The following is a 5,373-nucleotide window of genomic DNA, read 5'->3' as shown; positions in this document are numbered from 1 at the left end:
GGGTAAGATTGAGAAGTTGCCCTGCGGGCCTGGTTGTGATGGCCGGGTCGTGGGTGCGTCCGATCCTTGAGAACTCAACAGCGTGCACTTGTCAAATGCCAAATAACCTCGTCTAGCTTCGGCTAGGGAGATTCCTTTGGATCAAAGACCAATCCCTTTGGGGGTTGGCATTCGGATGAAGTCAGCAATGAATTTGTCTCTTTGGTCAGTTTCAAACTCGCTGCAGCTCACCTTATTCCGGTGGTTGTATGCATTCTTTTTTTACGGAGAGTTTGATCCTGGCTCAGGATGAACGCTGGCGGCGTGCTTAACACATGCAAGTCGAACGATGAAGCCTAGCTTGCTGGGTGGATTAGTGGCGAACGGGTGAGTAACACGTGAGCAACCTGCCCCTGACTCTGGGATAAGCGCTGGAAACGGCGTCTAATACTGGATACGAGTAGCGATCGCATGATCAGTTACTGGAAAGATTTTTTGGTTGGGGATGGGCTCGCGGCCTATCAGCTTGTTGGTGAGGTAATGGCTCACCAAGGCGTCGACGGGTAGCCGGCCTGAGAGGGTGACCGGCCACACTGGGACTGAGACACGGCCCAGACTCCTACGGGAGGCAGCAGTGGGGAATATTGCACAATGGGCGCAAGCCTGATGCAGCAACGCCGCGTGAGGGATGACGGCCTTCGGGTTGTAAACCTCTTTTAGCAGGGAAGAAGCGTAAGTGACGGTACCTGCAGAAAAAGCACCGGCTAACTACGTGCCAGCAGCCGCGGTAATACGTAGGGTGCAAGCGTTATCCGGAATTATTGGGCGTAAAGAGCTCGTAGGCGGTTTGTCGCGTCTGCTGTGAAATCTGGAGGCTCAACCTCCAGCCTGCAGTGGGTACGGGCAGACTAGAGTGCGGTAGGGGAGATTGGAATTCCTGGTGTAGCGGTGGAATGCGCAGATATCAGGAGGAACACCGATGGCGAAGGCAGATCTCTGGGCCGTTACTGACGCTGAGGAGCGAAAGGGTGGGGAGCAAACAGGCTTAGATACCCTGGTAGTCCACCCCGTAAACGTTGGGAACTAGTTGTGGGGTCCATTCCACGGATTCCGTGACGCAGCTAACGCATTAAGTTCCCCGCCTGGGGAGTACGGCCGCAAGGCTAAAACTCAAAGGAATTGACGGGGACCCGCACAAGCGGCGGAGCATGCGGATTAATTCGATGCAACGCGAAGAACCTTACCAAGGCTTGACATATACGAGAACGGGCCAGAAATGGTCAACTCTTTGGACACTCGTAAACAGGTGGTGCATGGTTGTCGTCAGCTCGTGTCGTGAGATGTTGGGTTAAGTCCCGCAACGAGCGCAACCCTCGTTCTATGTTGCCAGCACGTAATGGTGGGAACTCATGGGATACTGCCGGGGTCAACTCGGAGGAAGGTGGGGATGACGTCAAATCATCATGCCCCTTATGTCTTGGGCTTCACGCATGCTACAATGGCCGGTACAATGGGCAGCGATACCGTGAGGTGGAGCGAATCCCAAAAAGCCGGTCCCAGTTCGGATTGAGGTCTGCAACTCGACCTCATGAAGTCGGAGTCGCTAGTAATCGCAGATCAGCAACGCTGCGGTGAATACGTTCCCGGGTCTTGTACACACCGCCCGTCAAGTCATGAAAGTCGGTAACACCTGAAGCCGGTGGCCTAACCCCTTGTGGGAGGGAGCTGTCGAAGGTGGGATCGGTAATTAGGACTAAGTCGTAACAAGGTAGCCGTACCGGAAGGTGCGGCTGGATCACCTCCTTTCTAAGGAGCAACTGCATCCCTTCGGGGGTGACAGAGCCCAGATCAGAGCATACGTTTCTGCTGGGAGCTCATGGGTGGAACATTTGACATGGCATCACGGATGCATGGTGTTTTTAGTACGCTGCTTCGGCGGTTGGAACGGAATGTTGTGTGGATGTGGTGCTTGCACGCTGTTGGGTCCTGAGGGACCGGAACCGGGTTTGTTTCTTTGGAAGCAGGTCTTGGGACTGTTCCTCTGGGCCTTTTGTCGTTTCTGGCTTCGGCTGGTTGCGGTGAGGGGTACCGCCCGTACTTTGAGAACTACACAGTGGACGCGAGCATCTTTGAACTGATCCTTCGGGATTGGTTCAGAAAGATGATCTTAAAGATCATTAGTCAATTTTTGACGATTCGAACTCATGTTGTTTCAAGTCTTTAAGAGCAAACGGTGGATGCCTTGGCATCTGGAGCCGAAGAAGGACGTAGCAATCTGCGATAAGCCTCGGGGAACTGATAAGCAAGTTTTGATCCGAGGGTGTCCGAATGGGGAAACCCCGCTGGGCGGCGTGCCGACCTAGTGACTCCCGCCTGAATATATAGGGCGGGTAGAGGGAACGTGGGGAAGTGAAACATCTCAGTACCCACAGGAAGAGAAAGCAACCGCGATTCCGTTAGTAGTGGCGAGCGAAACCGGATCAGGCTAAACCGAGTGTGTGTGATATCCGGCAGGAGTTGCATGTTCGGGGTTGTGGGACTTTTCAGTCATCTCTGCCGAGGTGGCGACGTTACAGAAGCGTATAGGCGAACGGTCTTGAAAGGCCGGTCATAGAGGGTGCCAACCCCGTAGCCGAAATGCGTGTTCTGGCGTGAAGAGTATCCCAAGTAGCACGGGGCCCGAGAAATCCCGTGTGAATCTGTCAGGACCACCTGATAAGCCTAAATACTTCCAGATGACCGATAGCGGACAAGTACCGTGAGGGAAAGGTGAAAAGTACCCCGGGAGGGGAGTGAAATAGTACCTGAAACCGTTTGCTTACAAACCGTTGGAGCCTCCTTAGTAGGGGTGACAGCGTGCCTTTTGAAGAATGAGCCTGCGAGTTAGTGATATGTGGCGAGGTTAACCCGTGTGGGGTAGCCGTAGCGAAAGCGAGTCTGAATAGGGCGATTCAGTCGCATGTCCTAGACCCGAAGCGAAGTGATCTATCCATGGCCAGGTTGAAGCGTGTGTAAGAGCACGTGGAGGACCGAACCCACTTAGGTTGAAAACTGAGGGGATGAGCTGTGGATAGGGGTGAAAGGCCAATCAAACTTCGTGATAGCTGGTTCTCTCCGAAATGCATTTAGGTGCAGCGTTGCGTGTTTCTTGCCGGAGGTAGAGCTACTGGATGGCCGATGGGCCCTACAAGGTTACTGACGTCAGCCAAACTCCGAATGCCGGTAAGTGAGAGCGCAGCAGTGAGACTGTGGGGGATAAGCTTCATAGTCGAGAGGGAAACAACCCAGACCACCATCTAAGGTCCCTAAGCGCGTGCTAAGTGGAAAAGGATGTGGAGTTGCTGTGACAACCAGGAGGTTGGCTTAGAAGCAGCCACCCTTGAAAGAGTGCGTAATAGCTCACTGGTCAAGTGATTCCGCGCCGACAATGTAACGGGGCTCAAGCACGCCACCGAAGTTGTGGCATTGACATTATTGGTAGGCCTTCGTGGTCCAGCCGTGTTGATGGGTAGGAGAGCGTCGTGTGGCCAGCGAAGCGGCGGAGTGATCCAGCCGTGGAGGCTACACGAGTGAGAATGCAGGCATGAGTAGCGAAAGACGTGTGAGAAACACGTCCTCCGAAAGACCAAGGGTTCCAGGGTCAAGCTAATCTTCCCTGGGTAAGTCGGGACCTAAGGCGAGGCCGACAGGCGTAGTCGATGGACAACGGGTTGATATTCCCGTACCGGCGAAGAACCGCCCAAGCTAATCCAGTGGTGCTAAGTATCTGAATCCTCATGACCGGATCCCTTCGGGGTGATGGGGTGAGGCCTAGCGTACGACCCCATGCTGGTGCGGTTAGCGTATTAACAGGTGTGACGCAGGAAGGTAGTCCAAGCCAGGCGATGGTTGTCCTGGTGCAAGTGCGTAGGCCGAGTCGTAGGCAAATCCGCGACTCACATAGGCTGAGACACGATGCGGATAAAAAGTGGATGATCCTATGCTGCCAAGAAAAGCATCGACGCGAGGTTCTAGCCGCCCGTACCCCAAACCGACTCAGGTGGTCAGGTAGAGAATACCAAGGAGATCGAGAGAATCGTGGTTAAGGAACTCGGCAAAATGCCCCCGTAACTTCGGGAGAAGGGGGGCCACCCGCTTATACGGATTTACTCCGAAAAGGGCGTGGTGGCCGCAGAGACTAGTGGGTAGCGACTGTTTATTAAAAACACAGGTCCGTGCCAAGTCGCAAGACGATGTATACGGACTGACGCCTGCCCGGTGCTGGAAGGTTAAGAGGACCGGTTAGCCGCAAGGCGAAGCTGAGAATTTAAGCCCCAGTAAACGGCGGTGGTAACTATAACCATCCTAAGGTAGCGAAATTCCTTGTCGGGTAAGTTCCGACCTGCACGAATGGCGTAACGACTTCCCAGCTGTCTCAACCACGAACTCGGCGAAATTGCATTACGAGTAAAGATGCTCGTTACGCGCAGCAGGACGGAAAGACCCCGTGACCTTTACTACAGCTTGGTATTGGTGTTCGGTGTGGCTTGTGTAGGATAGGTGGGAGACTTTGAAGCGTGGACGCCAGTTCATGTGGAGTCAATGTTGAAATACCACTCTGGTCATATTGGATATCTAACTTCGAACCGTGATCCGGTTCAGGGACAGTGCCTGGTGGGTAGTTTAACTGGGGCGGTTGCCTCCTAAAGAGTAACGGAGGCGCCCAAAGGTTCCCTCAACCTGGTTGGCAATCAGGTGGCGAGTGTAAGTGCACAAGGGAGCTTGACTGTGAGACTGACAGGTCGAGCAGGGACGAAAGTCGGGACTAGTGATCCGGCAGTGGCTTGTGGAAGCGCTGTCGCTCAACGGATAAAAGGTACCTCGGGGATAACAGGCTGATCTTGCCCAAGAGTCCATATCGACGGCATGGTTTGGCACCTCGATGTCGGCTCGTCGCATCCTGGGGCTGGAGTAGGTCCCAAGGGTTGGGCTGTTCGCCCATTAAAGCGGTACGCGAGCTGGGTTTAGAACGTCGTGAGACAGTTCGGTCCCTATCCGCTGCGCGCGTAGGAAGTTTGAGAGGATTTGACCCTAGTACGAGAGGACCGGGTTGAACGAACCTCTGGTGTGTCAGTTGTTCCGCCAGGAGCACCGCTGATTAGCTACGTTCGGGATGGATAACCGCTGAAAGCATCTAAGCGGGAAGCCGGCCTCAAGATGAGACTTCCATGCCCTTCGGGGCGAGAGGCTCCCAGCCAGACTACTGGGTTGATAGGCCAGATGTGGAAGCACCGCAAGGTGTGCAGCTGACTGGTACTAATAAGCCGATGACTTGATAACACTTAAAACATCAGTTCGAAACTTTCTGATGCTCCGCGTCCACTGAGTGGTTCTCGATGTACGGTCGAGAACCCT

General features: G+C 54.1%; 2 rRNA genes. Both read left to right on the top strand.

Annotated features, from left to right (window positions below):
- The first annotated feature begins 260 nt into the window (after positions 1–260).
- Positions 261–1,785 (top strand): 16S ribosomal RNA (locus ACTU6U_RS15335).
- Positions 1,786–2,189: 404 nt separating this feature from the next.
- Positions 2,190–5,298: ribosomal RNA gene (locus ACTU6U_RS15330) — 23S ribosomal RNA — on the top strand.
- Together the 16S and 23S rRNA genes form the textbook arrangement of a ribosomal RNA operon.
- Positions 5,299–5,373: the final 75 nt, after the last annotated feature.

The sequence above is a fragment of the Microbacterium zouquanmingi genome (assembly GCF_052266695.1).
Classification (GTDB): Bacteria; Actinomycetota; Actinomycetes; order Actinomycetales; family Microbacteriaceae; genus Microbacterium.
This window is presented reverse-complemented; position numbering and strand designations above follow the sequence as displayed.